Origin of the sequence: Nostoc sp. CCY 9925, assembly GCF_963920935.1 — a bacterium.
Lineage (GTDB): Bacteria > Cyanobacteriota > Cyanobacteriia > Cyanobacteriales > Nostocaceae > Nostoc.
This window is the reverse complement of the sequence record NZ_CAWUDO010000038.1, coordinates 57,876-76,531: the sequence shown is the minus strand read 5'-3', so window position 1 is coordinate 76,531 and position 18,656 is coordinate 57,876. Positions and strand designations below refer to the sequence as shown.

The 18,656-nt window shown below is 41.0% G+C and carries 11 protein-coding genes; 4 read left to right on the top strand and 7 right to left on the bottom strand.

What is annotated here, in order from left to right; genetic code table 11:
* Positions 1-1,543: 1,543 nt before the first annotated feature.
* Positions 1,544-3,199 (bottom strand): iron uptake porin, encoded by a 1,656-nt coding sequence (locus tag ACM0OY_RS19875; RefSeq protein WP_414570577.1) that lies wholly within the window; start codon positions 3,197-3,199, stop codon positions 1,544-1,546.
* Positions 3,200-3,512: 313 nt separating this feature from the next.
* Between ACM0OY_RS19875 and ACM0OY_RS19870 the strand changes: the two genes are divergently transcribed.
* On the top strand, positions 3,513-5,858 hold the full coding sequence (locus ACM0OY_RS19870; RefSeq protein WP_414570574.1) for a hypothetical protein: 2,346 nt from the start codon (positions 3,513-3,515) through the stop codon (positions 5,856-5,858).
* Positions 5,859-5,962: 104 nt separating this feature from the next.
* On the opposite strand, the gene ACM0OY_RS19865 is transcribed toward ACM0OY_RS19870, so the two are convergent.
* Positions 5,963-6,154, bottom strand: a complete 192-nt coding sequence (locus ACM0OY_RS19865; protein ID WP_414570573.1) for a hypothetical protein — start codon at positions 6,152-6,154, stop codon at positions 5,963-5,965.
* 474 nt (positions 6,155-6,628) lie between these two features.
* Here ACM0OY_RS19865 and thrC point away from each other — a divergent pair, with 474 nt between their 5' ends.
* Positions 6,629-7,720: a threonine synthase gene (gene thrC, locus ACM0OY_RS19860; RefSeq protein ID WP_414570571.1), complete on the top strand. Its 1,092-nt coding sequence runs from the start codon at positions 6,629-6,631 to the stop codon at positions 7,718-7,720.
* 399 nt (positions 7,721-8,119) lie between these two features.
* Here thrC and ACM0OY_RS19855 read toward each other — a convergent pair whose 3' ends face one another.
* On the bottom strand, positions 8,120-8,317 hold the full coding sequence (locus ACM0OY_RS19855; RefSeq protein ID WP_414570569.1) for a hypothetical protein: 198 nt from the start codon (positions 8,315-8,317) through the stop codon (positions 8,120-8,122).
* Positions 8,318-8,594: 277 nt separating this feature from the next.
* On the opposite strand from ACM0OY_RS19855, the gene ACM0OY_RS19850 reads away from it, so the two are divergent.
* Positions 8,595-9,077, top strand: coding sequence for a hypothetical protein (locus ACM0OY_RS19850; RefSeq protein WP_414570568.1), 483 nt, complete (start codon positions 8,595-8,597; stop codon positions 9,075-9,077).
* A gap of 234 nt (positions 9,078-9,311) precedes the next feature.
* Here ACM0OY_RS19850 and ACM0OY_RS19845 read toward each other — a convergent pair whose 3' ends face one another.
* Positions 9,312-9,803: a hypothetical protein gene (locus ACM0OY_RS19845; protein ID WP_414570567.1), complete on the bottom strand. Its 492-nt coding sequence runs from the start codon at positions 9,801-9,803 to the stop codon at positions 9,312-9,314.
* A gap of 270 nt (positions 9,804-10,073) precedes the next feature.
* Between ACM0OY_RS19845 and ACM0OY_RS19840 the strand changes: the two genes are divergently transcribed.
* Positions 10,074-14,630, top strand: coding sequence for an eIF2A-related protein (locus tag ACM0OY_RS19840; RefSeq protein WP_414570565.1), 4,557 nt, complete (start codon positions 10,074-10,076; stop codon positions 14,628-14,630).
* A gap of 263 nt (positions 14,631-14,893) precedes the next feature.
* Here the strand turns inward: ACM0OY_RS19840 and ACM0OY_RS19835 are convergent, their stop codons facing one another.
* The 3 genes from ACM0OY_RS19835 to ACM0OY_RS19825 all read right to left on the bottom strand — a co-directional run bounded on the left by ACM0OY_RS19835 (position 14,894) and on the right by ACM0OY_RS19825 (position 18,603).
* A complete protein-coding gene (locus ACM0OY_RS19835; protein ID WP_414570563.1) occupies positions 14,894-16,522 on the bottom strand; it encodes a mucoidy inhibitor MuiA family protein in 1,629 nt (542 codons plus the stop codon).
* A 91-nt stretch (positions 16,523-16,613) separates the two neighbouring features.
* Positions 16,614-17,555, bottom strand: coding sequence for a LysR substrate-binding domain-containing protein (locus tag ACM0OY_RS19830; RefSeq protein ID WP_414570562.1), 942 nt, complete (start codon positions 17,553-17,555; stop codon positions 16,614-16,616).
* A gap of 259 nt (positions 17,556-17,814) precedes the next feature.
* The gene (locus ACM0OY_RS19825) at positions 17,815-18,603 is read right to left on the bottom strand and encodes a BMC domain-containing protein (RefSeq protein WP_414570561.1); all 789 of its coding nucleotides are present in this window, start codon (positions 18,601-18,603) and stop codon (positions 17,815-17,817) included.
* Positions 18,604-18,656 lie beyond the last annotated feature (53 nt).

Sequence of the window (18,656 nt, the reverse complement as noted above, 5' to 3'; positions counted from 1 at the left end):
CAGCAACATATCTTGCTGCCTACCTCCGCCCTAAGCTATTTTTCAAGCTAGAAGGTTTCGTAAGAAAGCGGGAAGCTACGCAGTTTTCAAAGGCTTGAGCTTTAACGGGGGCGATCGCCAGTTTTGAATACTATTCAAAATGAACACAATCAAAAATATTTTATCTGCCCTAGAGCTTGATTAACGACAACATAAAACTATATTTTATTCTTAGCAATTCATAACTATAGGACTTCTACTTTATTTGTGAAAAAACGACCTACACTTCAAAAAAGCTGATTCCCTATTTCGTACTCCCGTAGAGACGCGATTAATCGCGTCTCTACCCACTCTCTAGGTTAAGAAAATAAATTCAATAATCAAAGGGGATTACTTACTATAGACTTTTTAAGTAGCTACTAATTTTTATTTATAGTAAATTTTATAACATCTGAAAATTTACAAATATATAGAAATTAATACTCGTCCATGATTGATAGACATTTGGCAATTTGGCAGTTTGACATTCTGGTATTTTGATATATTGCAGAAATTACCAAGATGTTTTTACTTATTATACAAAGCACGGTCTAAAATCCGTGCTTTTTATTCCTAATTTTTGGCATTTTGGCATTACATTAAAAGTGATTTATGGTATGATAATTTGAATAGCAATAATTTAATCACAAAGAATGTAGTAAGTTACCATTCTTTGAGTTGATGATATTTGCTAGCTTTTCAACCTATTAAATTTTATTTGTGTTATTTTTTCTAGACTCCAATGTTTGCTACCACTTTCAAGCTATTTAGGCGGGATGAATATCATCCTGTCTTTTATTTTGGCTGCTAATTGTCACTAGCACTCTTGAGAAGATATTGGTAAAGTATTAGGTTCTATAGAGATCCCCTCTAACCCCCATTAAAAAGAGAAGACTATGACTCTCAAAGTCTCCCTTCTTAAGGATGATTTAGAGAGCTATCAAAGTGTTTTATATATCATAAAAGGCTTTTAGAAAATTTTATTAGCATCTAAATTGTTCTGTCATATGCTTTCTGCTATGACAGAACAATTTTCTGTTTCAAGTATTCAGTGATACTAGAGAAGTGTATTATCAGGTTTGAGGATATTTGAATACTTCCTATAGGAAGATGCCCAATGAATATAATCATGAGTAAATTAATTCGGGATGTTGTTATGCACTGGATTTATATTAAGGTTTGGTTCACCACCAAACCTTTTTTATATCTCTTGAAAATAGGGCATGGAGCACTTGTTTGTAATGAGCGTACTTCGACTTCCTTCTCTACGAGAGGCTGCGCGAACGCTCAAGACAAGCCGCTCAGCACAAGTTTGCCTAGCGTCTCGTAGAGAAGCCAAAGTATGGGGCATCAGTCATTGGAAAAGATATATAGGAATCCGGTTTCATTTCTGAAAAAATCCGTAGACTTCTAATCCCCTTCTTCACTATTGCCTATTGCCTATTGCCTGTTCCCTGCTTCTACGAGTAATTTCAAAAATCAAATACTAGTCCTATAGCATAATTTTGGATTCTCGACTCTTACATTAAAAAGTAAAAGTACTCCGCAGAATGCCTATGGTAACTGAGTCACTATCTGGTGTATGGCCCGGTTGCAAAATATGAATAATGCCTGGTGTAATGCTAATGTTATCATTTAGCTGAAAACGATAAAATGCTTCAATTTGAGTCGTCGTCCCTGGTTGTCCTCCAGCACGTCCCAAACCACTATTGATAAAATCGGGGACATTATTTCCTACAGGTAAATTACTACTAGTAATTTTCGGAGGTTGTCCGACATAAATTCCGCCCAAATTACCCTTGGCAAATAAATCAGGGAAATTCAAAAACACCATATAATTTGTTGTTTCAACATTTCCCGGTTGCCCTGGAATATAAGATTTAGTATAACCACCCCATGCACCTGCACTAATACTCTTAGAAATTTGCCAAGTTACAGTCGCACCTACAGCATTAGTTTGTAGCGGTGCCGATCTTCCGGTAGTGCTATTAACCGCAGTTAAGCATTCATCGCCAACAAAGGTTAGTAAACAACCATCCGAAGAGTAATTATTAACGTAATACAAACTTAAATCTATAGTATCAGTTGGTGTCAGCAACAATTGTACGCCTGTAGTAGTGTTTCCATCAAATAAACCGCTACCTTGACCGGGATTTCCTGGTTGATAACTAGTATAAATTGCCTGCAAACTAGCGCGTTTAGCAAATTGCCAATCAATAGCAATACCACCGTGACCATATCCCGTATTTAAAATTGGGTTTCTTTGGGCAAAATAAGACAGTGGTCCTGTTGCAGCACTTTCTACCCGATTTGGGCCTCTAAAAGCAGCTGGCATACTTACGCCTTCTGTTCCTACCATCACTGCTAATTTATCTGTTACCAACCAATGAAGATTGAGGTCACTGACAATCAAACTATCTGTAGGAAATTCGTAGCCAAGTAAAACATCATTCCGAGAAACGCTATTAGTAAATCTCGGTGTAGTACCACCCCGACCAGCTAACAAACCTGTGAACAAATAACTACGAGGAGTGATTTGGCTAGTTAAATATAACTGCGCCAAGGAAATAACATTAATATTTGTTCCACCATCATCTGTATCTTTTTGTCCATCTCTAGGATTAACATCGCCACGATTGTTAGTCCGTCCTTGAAGTCCAACTATTAATAATCCACTGAGTTTAGTTGTTGTTGAGAATTGGTTGGCTGCAATTTCAGCAGTTCTGACTTCTAAACTATCAACACGACCTCGTAAAGTTCCTAATTCAGCCGCAAATTCTTCCTGTAATCTTTGTAATATTGTTAAATCTTGGGGCTTCAGTAAATCGTTCGTTGCCGTAGCAATTAACTCATTGATTCTATCTAAACAAGCATTCACGCCAGCAGCGAATTCGTACCTAGTTAAGGCGCGATTACCGCGATAGTTGCTATCTGGATAACCTGCTATGCAACCATAGCGTTCCACCAAAGACTGCAATGCACCAAAAGCCCAATCACTCGGTTGTACATCCTTGAGTTGAGAAACCGATGTCACTTGTGCCATCGGATCTACTGGGGAGGGGGATGAGGGGATAATGTCGCCTTTAACTGGTGAATTCTGAGTAGTTTCTGTCTCCGTGGGAATAGCGATCGCTTTTTCTACAACTGTGTTGACTCCCGCAACGAGTAACCATGCGAGCATCCAGATTTTGCTATTGCTGCGGCTAATAAGTCTACCTTTCAATTTTTTATACTCTGCTCACATACTTAAGTGAAGAGTGTATTCGCGATCCTTTGACCCTCACATGAGTAAATTTACGTATTTTGTAGAAAATTAGACATAATCCTTCTGGGCAACTTCACAAAGGGCGAGTATAACTATTAGGGAATAGGGACTGGGGAATGGGAACTGGGGACTGGGAAAATGTCTTCCCAATAACTAATAAACAATAGTTAATACCCAATCCCCAATCCCCAATCCCCACTACCCAGTCCCCAATCCCCACTACCCACCGATGGCAAAACGCTCGCGCAAGTTGACGCCAAAAACTTCTAAACTAAATCAACCTCCTGCTGGTGCGAGGAAACGCGTAGTAAAAAAAACGCTTGAAAAACCAAAACGGGGAAGTTGGTTGTCATCAACGCTAGCGATCGCAATTCTGTTGAGTAGTGCTAGTCTAATTATTACTTTTGCCTGGATTAGTGTTCTCTTCATCTTCAATCCAGATCAAATAAGCTGGCTGAATAAAATTTTACCTACATGGGCACAAATTCCTCTGGGTAAACATGAGCGTCCCCAAACCTTTAAACAGATTGAACTCGATTTAAGTAAAAAAAACCTCATAGTCGGGGAAATTCTACCTTTGTATCAAGGTATGAAAAACTCCTTTTTTATGCCAGTTTTTCAGCAGCGTGCTAATTGTGAATTTGATTGTCAAAAACTCGTTGAAATCAGGGTTTATCAACGCTCACAAGAGTTAGAGTTTAAGTCTGAGTCGGAAAATTATTACTACTTAGAAACTCAATTACCAATAACTGGACCAGAAGAATCTTTTGTGATTTCTTCCTTGGCTGATACAACATTAGAATCGCAGGATATCAGTGTTCCCCTACCTTTAACTAAAGTACAACGCTTTGAAGGCCAAACACCATCACCAGGGGTTTGGTTTAATTTGCGGGGTGAACGCCAACAGGGAACTGGTGGGTTGGCTTACGGTCACATCATATACTACAATCCAGAACGCAGCAATTTACAACTAATGTTGTCTTGGACGAGTCCCAACGGGCAATTGCCCAAATGGCAGCAGGTGACTGGTGATGCGACAAAAGAGTTAGTTATCGATCAAACTCTAGGTTTAGAACCGCACTTGGAGGTTTACCAAGTCAAGCCTCTGAAGTTATTCCTCAAACCAATTCAATTGGAGGCAATTAACCTCAAATCAGCAGTCCTCAAGGATTCTGCGTACCAAAATGCTTTGTCAATAGCCCGTAGCGGACTCTGGACACCAGCTTTTGAATGGTTAAAATTTATCAAAAAACAGCGTAAAGGATTACCAGAGACAGCACAAGCCCAAATGGATTTAATTCGCTTGCACTCCCAAGTGACTAAATCCCAAGCCCAGAAAAGTTGGGCAAGTCCTAGCGAACAAGTGTTGGCAGATTTAATTGATGGACGCTGGGAAAAAGCTTTACAGGTGTTTGAAGAGTCGGCACATAATGTCGAAGAGATTGCTACTCTACTCAAAGGCGATGAAAAACGCTTGTGGAATCGCACAGCAGCAGCATTGCGGGTGAACCCAAATAGACAAGAAGTGCAAGCTTGGTTCGCCTTGATATTAGCAGTCCAACGGGGGCAAGAAGCTGCTAATTCTTGGTTGGGGACACAACCACAAATTACTAAAGATCGTCTTGCTTATATTCAAGGTCTGTTAGCAAAACTCAATGGTGAGGCTACAAAGTTGGAAATATCCCACCCCAGTCAAATTGTTGGTACAGTACAACCAATCACTCAAGTTACTAGCAGTGATTGGCTACAACCAAATTCCACAGCAGACTTGAAACTTACAGATAACCAAGTTTGGTATCAGGTGCAGGTGAGTTCATTTTCGGATGGAAAACGCTGGCTAAATTTTCCTTTTGAGAATTTGAACCCACCCAAAGCTTCAAGAGCAAAATTTTTCTGGGAAACCTTGGGAATTAATTCTGACTCCCAAATGCAGATAGTGGTCTGGCTACCAAACGGAGAACAGCAAATTACCATCGCTACTATCAAAGCGGTGCAACTACGAAATAAAGTTTTGCGCTTACTAGTTGCTGCACCAAAAATTCCGGAGAATCAAAACAATTTTCTTCAACCGAAACCCTTAGCCCTGAGCAATGCAGCACTGGAATGGGTGCAACCATTTCCGATTACTCTCAGAGAACTTTATGCACAAAATTCGTCAGCAGTCAAGGTAATACTATCGAGTGTGTGGAAATCTTTACAAAAGTCTGGCGAAGTTCCGCCTGGTGCTATTCCTAGCTTTGAACAGATGCAAGAAAAGTTAGGTGATTGGCCTGTTCAAGTGATTGATTTAACAAATAATGCTCAGCCGGAAATAATACTCACGATTTCAGCAGCAACGATCGCATCCTTGAATAAACCTGGAACTGGCGAGGAAAACACAAATCAATCGCCTGACCGTACCATCATCTTGTCTGACACCGATGAAGTTATTTATACAGATTTTCAAGAAAATTCCTTTCAAAAATTATCTGCCATCGCTAAGCTTTCAGGCGTGCAATCTTTAGCTTTACTAGTAGAAAACGCCGACAAATATAGTCTCAAGCGCTGGTCACAGAAGAATCAGCGCTTTGAATAACACGCACTTACCAAAATTTAATCTTAAAAGGTGATGGCGTTGGCGTAGCCCGCACTTCGACAAGCTCAGTGACCATCGTAGACATCGCTATTTAAAAAACTGAGTTATTCTTTTTGGCTAGTTGCAGCTAAACGTTGGTGCTTGAGGCTTTCCAACTGCTGCAACAGGGAGTCTACCTCTGCTTGTAAATGCATAAATTTAGCTTGTTGATCGTCTTGGTAGTAAGACTTGGTTAACTTGGTAACCAAACTGGCTTGGGACTCGCGATCGGAAACACTGGATAAACAAGTAGGCATCTTTAATTAAATCCGCAAATTAAACTCACACCATTAGAAATATTATAATAAGCCTATTTTAAGGTTTGTTAAATTATTGTGTATTTTTCATCATTTAGTTTAATAGGTTTCGGGTTCTCCCATAAGGGACGGCGATCGTAATGGCTCTGTTCCAGATTGGTGGGATTGGGGACTGGGGACTGGGGACTGGGGATTGGGGATTGGGGACTGGGGACTGGGGACTGGGGAATGAGGAGAATGACTAATGACTAATGACTAACTGCTCACTCGTTATGATAGACTGACATTCTCAATGAAATAAAAATCGCAAGTAAGACGCTTTGCAGTACAAAAAATAATATTCTGAATAATATTCTCTTGGAATTTAGGGCTGGGTATTGGGGATTGGAAACTTGGGGAATAACCAATTCCTAGTACCTAATCCCTAGTCCTTAGTCCCCAGCCCCTAACCCCTAATAAAAAACTTTAAATCCCGTGACTTTGAGCCTGTCTGCTGCTAAATCTTATCGCCAACCTTGGCCCGGACTGATAGAAGCCTATCGCGAATACTTGCCTGTTAGCGAAACAACGCCAGTTGTGACTCTGCTAGAGGGGAACACGCCCCTAATACCAGTGCCGGCGATCGCAGAACGCATTGGCAGACAAGTACGTGTATTTGTCAAATACGATGGTCTCAATCCTACCGGCAGCTTCAAAGACCGAGGGATGACTATGGCAATTACCAAAGCCAAGGAAGCAGGCGCAAAAGCAGTCATTTGTGCCAGCACCGGCAATACCTCAGCTGCCGCCGCCGCTTATGCTAAGCGTGGAGGGATGAGTGCTTTTGTGCTGATTCCCGACGGCTATGTGGCATTAGGGAAGTTAGCCCAAGCTTTAGTTTACGGGGCACAAGTATTGGCAATTAAAGGTAATTTTGACCAAGCTTTAGAAATTGTCCGCGAGATGGCCGAAAACTATCCCATCACTTTGGTAAATTCGGTCAATCCTTACCGCCTAGAAGGACAAAAAACAGCAGCCTTTGAAATCGTCGATGTGCTGGGTGATGCCCCAGACTGGCTATGTATTCCCGTAGGTAATGCGGGAAATATCACAGCATACTGGATGGGTTTTTGTCAATATCATCAAGCCGGAAAGTGCGATCGCCTACCGAAGATGATGGGATTCCAAGCCGCAGGCGCAGCACCTTTAGTACACGGTCAGCCAGTGGCAAATCCCGAAACCATAGCCACAGCAATTCGTATTGGTAACCCTGCTAGTTGGGAATTGGCGATCGCTGCCCAATCTGCCAGTCAGGGAAAATTCCACGCCGTTACCGACGCCGAGATTTTGGACGCTTATCGACTTTTGGCAGGATCAGAAGGTATCTTCTGCGAACCTGCTAGCGCCGCTTCTGTAGCTGGCTTATTACAAGTAAAAGACCAAATTCCTACAGGGGCGACAGTGGTTTGTGTCCTCACAGGCAACGGTTTAAAAGACCCAGATACAGCTATTAAACATAATCAGAGCCAATTTAAACAAGGTATTCCAGCAGAACTCAAAGCAGTAGCCGAAGCAATGGGATTTTAGCTTTTAGAGATTTTTCCTTAAGTCCTAGTGGTTTTAGGGATTACTAAGAAATAAATTATCCAATTTTGTGGGGTGGGCGTCTGGCCCGCCCAAGGCTTCGGGCGGACAAGATGTCCACCCCACAAGAAAAATTGTATGTTTTTTAACCCTGGGGGCTAGACGCTACGATTTTTCACTATTCCAACAGAAGTAGAGACGTTGCAATGCAACGTCTCTACTTGCAAACCCACAGAGGATATTTGAAAAATCTAATTAATTACTAGCGCGGGCACAGCTGCGGCTATATAAACAAAGCCCACCGACTTGGGTTAAAAACCAATATTTATTGGTCTTAAATTCCTTGTAAATTTCTACCAAAAGACAAAATTACAAATTACTAATTATTAGTTACTAATTATTTTAAACCTCTGTATCTTCATTTATAAAATCAGAATTATCTTGAGAATCTATTTGAGTATCTACCTCAGAATCTGCCTGAAAATCTTGCTCGTTATCGATACCAAACGCTCCTAAAATACCTGTAAAAATTATACCAGCAACAACTCGACCAGCTTGACCAGCAAGACCACGAACTACACCATTAAAGAAAGGGTTCATAAGATTACCTCATCAGTTTTTGTTGATTGGCTGACAAATTTAGCTACCAATCAACATTGCAATATTCCGGAGAAATCAAACTTTGTTCTCAACAAAATATCTTTAATGCGCTCGAAAGTCCCTCTAGTCAGGATATATATGATTAAACTTTTTTCGGAGAATTTTAGATATTTAAAAACTCTGACATTTTGCAATTAATCTCATCCGTAAAATTCCAACTGCGCTATGTAGTTCCAGTTAGTAATGAGTTTTATACTCGATAATCGGAGATTTAGTGATGGCGATTATTCGTGATGTAGTTCTGATAAATGTATTTAGCTTTATTGTGGGAGTTTTGCTAGGATTTGCAATGCCTAACCTCTCTTTTGAAGAAATGTTGCCGACAATTGCTCTGTTTAATTTCGTTATTCTCACTTTAGCTTTTTTGATTAGTGGTTGTGCTGCTAAAGTAAATCGATTTCGACATTTGAGGGCTATCGCAATTCTAATCTGGTTAGGAAGTATTGTTAATATCTATATTGTTCCCGGAGCAAGTTTATTAACGTGGTTAATATCTAGTATTCCAATAGCTATAACTATGCTAATTGGAGGCGGTCTATCGTTTTTAGTTGTACCAAATACACCAGATAGCAACGCCACTAATAAAAATGCATATAAGTCAGCTAATTCGTTTCAAACTTGGTTTTTTGGGTTAGCAGCTTCAGTGGGTACATCTGTATTAAAAGATTTAATTATGCATACAATCACAAATCAAACTTAATTATCGAAACAATCGGGTCTAAAACCGTACTTCGTCCCGCTACGTTCGCGGAGCGTCTCGAAGAGAAGACAGCCTTTTAAGGCGAAAAGTTTTTGGAATGCTGTATAAATCCTCGTTACAAAAACGGCCTCCTGCCTTCGTTAATCACCTCTGCTTTCCTGCCCCTCGAAAGGGCAGGTTTTTTACATTCCGAAATATTTCCCCGCGTCCAGCAAAACGCGAAATTTAAAAAACCTACCCCTGTCCCCCTGCCCCTTGCCCCCTGGCCTCTGCTCGCTCGCGTGTTAAGCTATCGATCGCATCGCCCAAAGCGGTAGTAAGACTTTTACGAGTTTGAGTGTGGTTTTCCTGTTCAGTCTTCAAAGCTTGCAAAAGGCGATCGCGTTCTTTGATTGCAGCCATCAGTTTAGTTTGCAATTCCTCGACAGATTGTAATTGGGCTATTTCTTCTTGGATCGCTGTGACTGGTGTAGCAGGTAGCGTCCTTGTCTCAATACCTTGGAGTTTATGCAAATCTGCCTTGAGAGATGCGATCGCCTGTTGCGATAATTGGGCATCTGTGCGTCGTTGTTCTGCTTCTGTGTTATAAAGCTGACGCCATTTTTGGGCACTTTCCCAAGCAGCATCGCGATCGTGTTGAAGTTCCACCATCTGCTGTTTGAGTGCCTGAATTTCTGTCAACCATTGTTGTGTTAAAGCTGTCCCTTGATTCGTATTTTCAGCCATTTTTATCCTCATAGATACTATTAAATAAGTCCAAAGTTAGAAGTCGGAAATACGCTTTTGTGATCCGAATTTAAACCCCAACAAAAAACAAGCAACTCCTACCAGATGGGGTACACTTTTTTGTCAAAGAGGAACTTCAGCATAAAATTCCCATTCAGCACTGAATAAAGAATAGAGAGTAGCAATTTTCAAAGAATTACATTTAAGGTCTGCGGCATTAATGCTATTTTCTTTTTGATAAAAAAGCAACAATTTTATTGGGTGCTGGAAATGAGGAAGCTACTTGTCCTAAAGCTAGATGGCGACCTAGAAAAAGGTGTACGGGTGACGCTGAGGGTAGAGGAAGAGGATAATCGCCCCAGTACGGAAATTACTGGCTATCTGCCTTTAAACCCAAAACTAGCAACAGCAATTGACCAGTGGCGGTCTACATATCGAAGTTTGCAAAACTCTACCCGCATGAAAGCAGGTAAAATTACTTACGACACTTCCATTGCTGAGTGGATCTCAAATTGCAAAAAATCAGATAGTGAGTTGCGTGAGCATCTCAATCAATGGCTACTATCAAACTCCTTTCGCCCTATCCGCGACCAATGCCTCCTACAATTTACCCCGGATGACGAAGTGCAGTTGCTGATTCGCACTTTGAATAAAACGCTGTTGAAACTTCCTTGGCATCTATGGGATTTGGTTGATAATAACTCTTTTGTGGAAGTGGGTTTAAGTGCGCCAGATTCACAACCAACAATCAAAGCAAAAACACCCACATTAAAAACTAAGGTAAAAATTTTAGCGATTCTAGGTAATAGATCTGGGATAAATATTCAAACTGACCAACAGGTGCTAAAAAATTTACCAGAGTCCGAAACTACTTTTCTAGTAGAGCCGCAACGTAAAGACATCAACGAATATCTATGGAAGCAACCATGGGACATCCTATTTTTCGCAGGTCATAGCAAGACCGAGGATGATAAAGGCCACATTTATATCAATCAGACAGAGAGCTTAACTATTGAAGAACTCAAATATGCTCTGAAAAATGCCGTTGACAATGGATTGCAGCTAGCAATATTCAACTCCTGTGATGGCATGGGATTAATGTTTGAGCTACAACAGTTGCAGATTCCCCAAGTTATTGTAATGCGGGAACCAGTGCTGGATGCCGTAGCACAACAGTTTTTAACTTATTTTCTGCCAACATTTGCTAGTGGTAAATCTTTGTATTTAGCAGAACGAGAAGCAAGAGAAAAGCTGCAAGGTATAGAGAATGAATTTCCCTGTGCTAGTTGGTTACCAGTAATTTTTCAAAATCCTGCGACTGCGCCGATGACTTGGCAAGAGTTAGGTCGGCGTCCCACTAATCTTTGTCCGTATCGTGGCTTGTTAGCCTTTTGCGAGTCAGATGCACTGTTCTTTTTTGGACGGGAAGCTTTTACAAATATCCTGGTGGAAAGTATGGAAAAGCCACTGGTTGCCGTTATTGGCCCGTCCGGCAGTGGTAAATCTTCAGTGGTATTTGCTGGTCTGGTTGAGCGCCTGCGCCATCGCAACTGGCAGATTGTGTCTTTTCGACCAGGCGACCGACCTCTCCATGCTCTAGCTGCTGCACTGATTTTACACACCTCGCCCCAAATGAGTCAAAGCGATCGCCTACGAGAAATCCAAAAAATGGCAGACTATTTACAACAGGAAAATGATGCCTTGCGGAATATAGTAGACCAGATTGTTAGGGAAAAAGGCACTCGCCTGTTGCTGATTGCAGACCAGTTTGAAGAACTTTACACCTCAGTTCAAGAACCACAAGAACGTCAGCTTTTCTTAGATAGATTACTAAAAGCAACCAATAATTCTCAGGATTTTACTTTTGTCATCACCCTCAGAGCTGACTTTGTGGGACAAGCACTCTCTTACCGCCCATTTGCTGATGCCTTACAGTATGCTGACCTCAAACTTGGCCCAATGAACCGGGAAGAACTAAAAGCAGCAGTAGAAAAGCCAGCAGCCCTTTTGGGGGTAACGATTGAAGAAGGATTAACGGAACGAATTTTAGAAGCCATCAGTTGTGAACCAGGCAACTTACCATTATTAGAATTTGCTCTACATCAACTCTGGGCGCAACAGCGAGACATTCAGCTGACTCATGCAGCTTACGATGACATTGGTGGCATCGAAGCGGCTTTAGCTGTTTACGCACAAAAGGTATACGGCAAATTAAATCAAGTGCAAAAGGAACAGACACGGCGAATTTTCCTTCAGTTGGTGCGGGCAGGCGAAGGAACTGAAGATACACGTCGCGTTGCCACATCGGTGGAAGTGGGGGAAGAAAACTGGAGTTTAGTCACACACCTCGCTTCCGAACGTTTACTAGTTACAGGACGTAATGAAAGTACAGGCAAAGAAACCGTGGAAATTGTCCACGAAGCCTTAATTCGAGAATGGGGAAGTTTACGCCAGTGGATTGAACAAGACCGAGAATTCCGTACTTGGCAGGAGGGATTACGGACTCTAATGCGGCAATGGGATCGTAGTGGGCGAGATGATAGTGAATTATTACGAGCCAAACGTTTAGCTGATGCAGAAGAATGGTTCCAAAAACGTCCAAATGAATTGATAGCAGAACGGGAATATATTCAAGCTAGCTTAGCACTGCAAGACCGGGAAAATAAAGAGCAACAACGCCTAACTAGACAACGCAAAAAAGTATTTGTAGTTGTTAGTTTGGCAATAACTAGTGTTTTTGCTGTAACATTTGCAGTTGCATGGTTGTTAACAGAAAATCAAAGACAAAAAGCAGAAAAAAATGAAATTAGCGCCTTAAATGTTTCTTCTGAAAAGCTATCAATAGCGAACCAAAAATTTGAGGCTTTAATATACGCTTTGAGAGCAGGCAAAAAACTTCAGCGAGCGATTTGGAGAGACTATACAATATATCAACAAATTGTCAATACGTTGCAACAAGCAGTTAATGAAATACAAGAATACAACCGCTTAGAAGGACATACAGATTGGGTTTATGGGGTGAGCTTCAGTCCTGATGGAACTCTCATTGCCAGTGCCAGTTTAGATAAAACGGTCAGACTTTGGCATCTAGATGGCAGTATGGTTGGAGCAGCCATGCAACACGATGGTAAGGTTTTTGATGTCAGTTTTTGTCCTCAGGGTCGGATGCTGGCTACAGCGAGTGCCGATAAAACTGTCAAAATTTGGGGTTTAGATGGTGTGTCTCAACTTAAAACGTTGAAGCATAATAGTGCAGTTTTGGGAATAAGCTGGAGTCCAAATTGCCAAACTCTTGTGACTGCTAGTGCTGAGGGGGTTACACTCTGGGATATGAGTAACTACAAATCAACAAAGATCCAAAAAGGTGCGGTCAATAGTGTAAGTTTTAGCCCCAATGCTCAAATGATTGCGATCGCAACAGATGATGATGCCAAACTTTTGAGATTAAATGGTAGTATCATTCAACGTTTTAAAGGTCATACAGACAAGGTTAATAGCGTTAGCTTCAGTCCAGATGGTAAGACTATTGCTACAGCCAGTTTTGATAAAACGGTTAAACTTTGGAATCTAGATGCTACTTTGCGTACTACTCTTCAAGGGCATACCGATCGAGTTTTTGATGTGAGTTTTAGTCAAGACGGCAATACAATAGGTACAGCTAGTTGGGATGGAACTATTAAGCTTTGGAATCTAGATGGTACTTTGCGTACTACTCTCAATGGCCCTGGTGGTAGATTCACTAGTATTAGTTTTAGCCCAAAAGGCAAATTCCTGGCTTCTGGTAGTACAGACAAAAGTATAAAAGTTTGGCAGGTTAATATTAATTCTCTGCCCATTCAAGGACACAATAAAGCAATTCGGAGCGTTGCTTTTAACCCCAAAGATAATAGTATGTTCGCAACTGCCAGTGAGGATAAAACCGCCAAGATTTGGAAAGATGGAATGTTTAAATCTGCACTCAAGCATGAAGCAGAAGTTTATGGCGTCAGTTTTAGCCCTAATGGCAAGATGTTAGCCACTGCAAGCGGAGATAAAACCGTTAAGCTCTGGAATAGCGATGGTTCTTTGCGTAAAATTCTCAAGGGACATCAAAAATTAGTGTTCTATCCTACCTTCAGCCCTGATAGCAAAACCATTGCTACAGCTAGTGGTGATAAAACTGTCAAATTTTGGAATCTTAATGGAAGAGAGATTTTACGACCTCTAGTAGGACATACTGACAATGTTGTAGATGTTAAGTTCAGCCCGGATGGCAAGATGATTGCCACTGCGAGCGATGATGGAACTGCTAAAATCTGGTTATTAAATAGTACTTTATGTACAACATTGTTAGGACACACTAGTGAAGTCAATGGGGTTGCCTTTAGTCCAGATGGCAAAATGATTGCTACTGCCAGTGATGATGGCAAGATAGGAATTTTGAAAATAGATAGTAATTTATGTAAAACTCGACCGAAGTATCTTACACTCTATCCAGGTCATCAAGAAAGAGTTATCAGTGTTAAGTTTAGTCCAGATAGTCGGTTAATTGCTTCTGCTAGCTTTGATAACACTGTAAAAATATGGGACAAATCTGGTAAATTACTACATACTCTTCAAGGACATAAAGATTGGGTGTGGAGTGCAGATTTTAGCCCTGATGGCAAGAAACTTGTCTCGGTAGGTAACACCAAAGATCTAACTATTCGATTGTGGAATTTAGATAAAATTAAAACTCAAACTTCAGATTTAAATAATTTGCTGAAAGAAACTTGCCGTTATGTCAGCGACTATCTCAAGAATAATAACAATCTTAGTAATGAAGATAAACACCTTTGCGATCGCTAACGTCAGAATTCAGAATTAACAAGGTTTGACACCAAGAAAAGTACACGGGTAGCGGTTCCCTACGATTATCTGTACCTTACTGCTTTGTAATCTCCTGTAACTAAACTTAGGCGTAGGTTGGCTTGAGGCACGCAACCCAACCTACAATTATCTACGAGATGCTCCACGTTCACATAGTGTCTTGTAGAGAAGGCATTTATCTTGGCGGTTCATTATTCGTCCCCATTTTGTGCGACGCTTTCTGCTCAACACTTACCTTGATTTTAAATATCTAACCCAACTACCATTAACTCTGGCGGATGTTCAACATTAAATTGGTAATATATCTCTCGCCGTTCCTGTGATGCAAGAGTTAACTGCCATTCTAAAATACCCATTTCACCAAGTTGAATTTGCGGGTTAGTGCGAATCAAACGGACTTTAATTTGCTCGTTGCGACTAACTGGTAATTGTTCGGTTACTTTCAGATTTGCTTCTTTGTCAAGTAAGTTTGTAATTATTAAACGATAACTATAAGTAATCCGGCGCTGGTTGCTAATTAATCTTTTATCTACCAGACGTTCGACTAAATCACGCTCAATTTTTAAACCTTCATCAATCCCTAAATTCAGTTTAAATTCTTGTCCTGGTGCAATATTCTCTAACCCAGTAGCGCCTATAAAAACATTGTTGCGGAAAATATTGGCTTTTCCTGGTAACAAAGTTGCACCGTTGGGACTATTTTTCACATTCGCTTGCAGATAAGCAAAGCTTACCAAGCGCGGCATTGCTACATAATCAAAGTTACAAGGATAATCATCATGAAAAATTGTTGTTTTATGAGGTGCGCCATCACTAGGAATGTTACCACCACTATTTAATTTAAAAGTAACTACACTTCCTTCTTTAGATACTTCCGCTACAACAATTTCGGCTGCAATGAGATTATCCTCTGTAACTTCGTCTTGTTCTTGCCAATTTTCTTCACCAGATGGAGCTGCTATGCTAGGCAGCAGTGGTGGCTGTGCAGCAAATCTAGCTCGTCGTTGTCGCGCTATTTGTGGACGTGGGGTATCAATATACCAAGGTTCAAGTTTGGGTGGTAGTGTACCTAATCCAGGTTTTGCAGTAGAAAGGGTGAGACTCGTACCAATCCAATCTTCGCCGCTGCTTTGAGTAATTTCTGCAAGATAACTCAAGTGCACGATATCGCTCGTGGTGCTAAAGCGCAAGTCATATAACGGAGTCCAACTGGCGCGATTCACCAAGTATGATACTTCCAGTTCAAACTCGCCTTCACCTGTAACTTCAACTGCTACAACTAAGCTCAAACTTTCTTTAGGATGCGGTGTTTGGATTTTTTGCAGTGAGGTGTAAAGTGCTTGCAGTTGTTTGTCTAATTCCTGCTGTTGGGCTTTGCATTCTCCAGATGCGATCGCATATTCACTATACTGGCTTCCGAGAAAATTGAGAAAGTCTAAAGTTTCGCTCAAGCTCAAATTTTTCCGCGACAAACTCTGGGAAAAAGGTTCTTCTGTTTTTTCACGTAAGCCTTCGATAAAACTCGATTGCAATGCTAAAGCATCGACTTGCGCTTGTAGATGGCGTTTTTCTGCTTCTAATTGCTGAATTTGCCTGGTTAAATGTGCTACACGTTCTCCCACTGGTTCAGTAGTGTAAATGCGATCGCTACTCACTCCCTGCAACTGCACACCTACCGTACCCGTACCGCTAACCCTCACAGACTCAGTTTCTAGAGTCATGGGCACTGGGGTAATTACTAATTCCCGTTCAATTCCTGTTAAAGAAACTACACCTCGTCGTGTAACCAACGCTCTATCAGCGTAAACTGTAACAGCTACAATTTCGCTTTGTACTGTTTTGCGCCAAGACTGTATTTCCGGGTTAACCACTGCCAGTTTTCCCCCATTTTGAATGGTTCTGCTGGTTAATTGTTAATGTTTCTGGGTCTTAGCGTCAACCCCTTTAGGGAATTCAAAATATTTATCTGTGAGTTGCTTCAACCGTACTATAGTTATAAGTAGCATTTTGCTCTACAATATTCTTCGCCGCAGCGAGTAAATAATCATAATAGGCACGAGCAACGATAGATAGCTGTTTACCAGATGGGTAAACCATGTACCAATTTCGATGAATGGGGAAGTGTTGGACATCTAAAATGCTGAACTGTGACGCATCCAATAGTAAAGTATGACGAGATAAAACAGAAATTCCTAAACCACCTACGATCGCTTGTTTAATTGCCTCGTTACTTCCTAATTCCAGCTTAACTTTGACCTTCACTCCTTGTTCATCAAATAAGCTTTGGACAGCACCACGAGTTCCTGAACCTGGTTCCCGCATAATAAAAGGTTCTTCAGACAGGCGGTGTATCGGAATATTTTTTTCTTGGGATAAAGGATGATTAATTGGTGCAAAGACTATTAAAGGGTTTTCTAAAAATGGTTGGCAAGTTATATCCATATTCTCTGGAATTTGGCTCATGATATATAAATCATCAAGATTCTGAGCCATCCGATCCAAAATTTGTTCGTGATTCGTTACTTGTAACGAGATATCAATTCCTGGGTAAAGTTCGCAAAACCGCCCTAACAAACGTGGGATAAAATATTTTGCTGTTGTAATTACTGCCAACCGTAGTTGCCCTTGTTTTAGCCCTTTTAAATCTGCCACCTTCATTTCAAACTGGGCTATATCATTAAAAATCTGCCGACAAGTAGCAAATAATTCCCTTCCTGCCTCTGTTAAATACAACCGCTTTCCCACCTGCTCAAATAATGGCAATCCTACCGATTTTGTCAGTTGCTTAATCTGCATAGAAACGGTAGGTTGGGTGAGAAACAATTCCTCAGCAGCACGAGTAAAGCTACTGTGCCGTGCCGCTGCCTCGAAGACTTTTAACTGGTGCAGCGTCGCTTGATTCAAGGGTAGTTCTCCTGTAAATAGCGATTCATAGATTTATATCTAGACATTACTGAACAGTTACAGATGATATAGCGATGGTTATAAAAAATCAGGAGTTTTATTTATTATAGATAAAACTCTATTATCGCTATTCAAAGAAAAATATTTGACTTCTGGATTCAAGAAGCTATTATCAGAACAATAAGAAAAGCGTAAGATGCCTTCTAGCTGACGGTGAATGTTGAATAGTGAATGTGGGCTTTTCACAATTCATTGTTCATCATTCATCATTCCATAATTCTTCTGCAATTTTTGTTGGTAGCTTAGTTAAATCTGGTAATCTTAACATTTCGATTTCGGCAACTTGCTCTTTAATATTCACTGGCAAGTTTAACGGTTGGTTTTGTTCTATCCAGCAGCTTGCTAATGGCAAGGTTTGTTCCATTTCGTCTAGGGGTCGAGGAATCACCATCACTGCATTTAATTCCCCAATGCGTTCTGCTTCAAACATTCCTGCTTCCACTGCTACGGCAACATTGGCTACGGAACCACGAATAATCGCTGTACACAAACCCGCACCAATTTTTTCATAGGCTGCCAAGTGGACATCGGCAGCTTTTAGCATGGCATCACACGCACCCACCATCGCTGGAAATCCTCGCGTTTCTACCAAACCTATTGCTTGATTACTCAAACGGCTGTGACTCCCTTCCTCCATCAATTTAGTGAAACGGGCTGTGATGGGAAGCACTATATCTAAATTGGGATAAGGACGGGGAATCACTAAGCTAGAAACCAACTGGCCAAATTGCTCAGCAGTTTGGACACCTGATTCTACAGCAAGACGTACATCAGCAATTCCACCCCGGACGATCGCGGTACAATGACCGCTACCTATCTTTTCATAGCCAACGAGGTGAACTCCAGCAGATTTGAGCATCATATCCGCCGTCCCAACGATCGCTGGGAAGCTGAGGGTAGAAACTAAACCCAAGGCAGTATCTTTGAGGTCGTCGAAATGACCCGATGAATGCATGGTACTCATAGACCGTTGATTAAATGTTTCCATGTGAATTTTCCAAGTTACGGAAAAAGCTGACAACTAACTTACAATTAACACTT